1 protein-coding gene is annotated in these 2927 nt (G+C 33.3%); it reads right to left on the bottom strand.

Translation table 11 applies throughout. From position 1 onward, the window contains the following. On the bottom strand, nt 1–2927 hold a 2927-nt coding region (locus DZ60_RS25370), incomplete at both ends, for a hypothetical protein (protein ID WP_025744123.1).

The following is a 2927-nucleotide window of genomic DNA, read 5'->3' as shown; positions in this document are numbered from 1 at the left end:
TATATGATTTTTTCTTCTACATCTTCACTACCCATTGCACTCGAGACAGAAGCTGGCAAAGTCATTTGATTTACTGTACTAAAATTTGTGCGTTGTACAGAAATTAACGTATTATCAACATAAGTTTCTGTTTGAATGGGTTGTGCTACTCTATATTCTGCTCCATCTGAACTTAGACGTTCTATTGCTGTAAGTTCTTGAGCTGTTAATACACCTCCCTCTAAACTGTCAGCATTCCCTATATCATCTGGGTAATACGTGTTGCTTATTAACGTCTCACTTTTGCTATTGATCGTAGTTGTTCGTGTTACATTTTTATGCGAAGCATTATTATAATCGTATTCTGTTATCGAAGTAACTGGATTATTTCCTTCTGTGTCATATACATTTTTTGTCTCTTTAGAGAGATACCACCATTTAGAAAAAGTATCATAAAATCGAACCCCAGATATAGGTTTACCTCCACTAGCATCATATCCTCCATGAAAAGAGTAAAGTTTAACTCCTTTTGAATTTATCGCCTCATTTTGGTTTTCTGTATATTCTAAAAAAAGCTCATCTACAATATCTCCATCTGAATTATATGTGGTTTTTGAAAGTAATTGCCCATTATCTAAATGAATAAAATTAGGAACATTTGGGATAAAATGTTCAACAGGAACCTCTTCTTCATTTCTATAAGTATACATTGTACGTCCTAAATCTTCATTATTCGGGTCAGAATAAGAAACTTGTACACTATCATACCCTATAGGATTACCCTGAGCAGAATTTCCTAAAGGAAAAATACTATTAGAACTTCTTACGATATAATCAGCAGCATAAACATATTGAATTACGATACTTGAAAATGTATTAACTAAGGTCCCTAACAATGTTTCATTATAAAAAAAGTTTAAAGGGCTTACTAAACGACCTGCTGATATCCCATCTACTTCATAACTGTAGGTCTCCTTTTTAACAACATCATCAATATCTTTTGTTTCTATAGATTTTATTCTAAGTCCCCCGCCTATTTTATTATCAGTATACACTCTCTTGGTATAACTTGCCTTAAAACTTATAATGATTTCAGGGTTCTCTGGATAATATGCCTTCATTGTATAATCTCCGGGAGGCAATACGACTTTAAAATATGTTGTAAAGTCATCTACATTTAACGGTTTTATTCTTATTAATTTATTCCCATTATCTTTTTCTAAGTATACTTCTAAATCATTAGAATTAAGATTAGCATCAGAATCATTCGTCAAATCAAAATCAAAATGGACTGTAGTATATCTATCTAATGAAAAAGTCTTTTCATTATTTTCATAAACGGTTACTGTTTGAGGAATATATTCTGACAACTCTTCTTCTTCAGAATGATATTCATTGGATTCATACTCAAAAGTAGTAGTTCCTCCTAATGGGTATTTTATTGCTGTTAAAATACCTGCTTGAGCACTAGCAAAATTCACTTCTCTGTTTGCGCCTCGTATAAAAACTTCCTCACCATTATAGTTGTTTTCATAATTAGGGGCCAACGATTTTATTTTCTCTTTAGCGTAACTTTCTGTTAAAGTTCTATGTGCATTATTATTAGTAAGGTAACTACTGTTCAGTGTAACACTGCCAGCATACTCCCATATCGATGCATTATTTCTGCCATTAGAAAACCCCCAGTAATCAACATTAAACGATGTCTTTTCTGGAAGGCTTGTAGGGTTATAAGTAAATTCATAAGGAGGAATCGTTACTTCATTACCAGCATCTGTATAGGAAGATTCTTGGATTGTCTCTAATTTTAATCTTACATTATTTGAGCCTCCTGAACCCATATAGCTATACTCAAAATTTGTCTTTTTTATCTGGTTATCATTTAAGTCAAAAAGGACTATTGAACTAAGTCTTTGAGCATTATTATCACTTAAGGAATGTACATCTAAATCTATACGATCTTCTGTATTAAAAAGAAGGGCTCCATCAGCAAAGGCTATGCGTTCTAAACAAATATCTTTGGTTACCTGTTGACTTCCACCGTAAAGCTTATAAGGAGCTCCTACATTTGAAGAAATATAGCCTGGCCCTTGACTGTATACCAGTTCTGAACTCATAGCATTATATAATAACTCCGTATAATGAACTTGACTCTTTGTATATGAAGGAGACTTGTAAAAAAAATTGATTTCATCTTTTTTTGCTGATTCAATTTTTGTGAGATACCAAGCCGTATCTGATATTTGTTTATCATTGACATGTCCAAAAGTACTTGGAATGCTGACAGATACATGTTCAAGAAAATTATCATCACTATCACTAAAATTATACGTTTTTTCTGTAGCTGTGCTTCCTCCAAAGTAATAATTAGTACCATTGCCATCGGTAATTACCCATGTACCCGTTGATTTGGTATACTTAAACTTTAGATTATTTTGCGCTACTGAAACTCCGTAGATGGTATCTTCTAATTGTTTTTCAAATATGATTTTTCCCGAAAAACCTAAAAAATTATAATAATAGATATCTGGCTCTCCGTCTAGAAACCCAGTATTTAAAGGATCATAATATTCATTAAATTGATTAGATTCTGAAAGATCCGGAAGGTTATCTTCTGTATATGGCGGAAATCTATCTGTTCTTAAATATCCTTCTGATCCAAAATCATCTAATCCTCTGACTTGTCTTGTAATAACTCCCCCTGCATTAAGAGTCCATCCGAGACCTACCCAACTTGCTTCTTGTGCTACTTTGATTCCTGATGCATGATAACTTAGAGAAATAGGGAGATCTATATCTCCTGATTTTACTGTATGTAATGGAATTGAAATATTCGGTATACCGGTGTAGTTACTCACAGGTACATCTGCATACTGCCCTAAAGAAGCTGCATTCGGAGAAGGAGGGACAATATTGGATACCTCTTGGCCATAGCTGACCATAGAAAT

It is taken from the genome of Aquimarina pacifica (genome assembly GCF_000520955.1).
In the GTDB taxonomy this organism is placed as follows: Bacteria; Bacteroidota; Bacteroidia; order Flavobacteriales; family Flavobacteriaceae; genus Aquimarina; species Aquimarina pacifica.
This window is presented reverse-complemented; position numbering and strand designations above follow the sequence as displayed.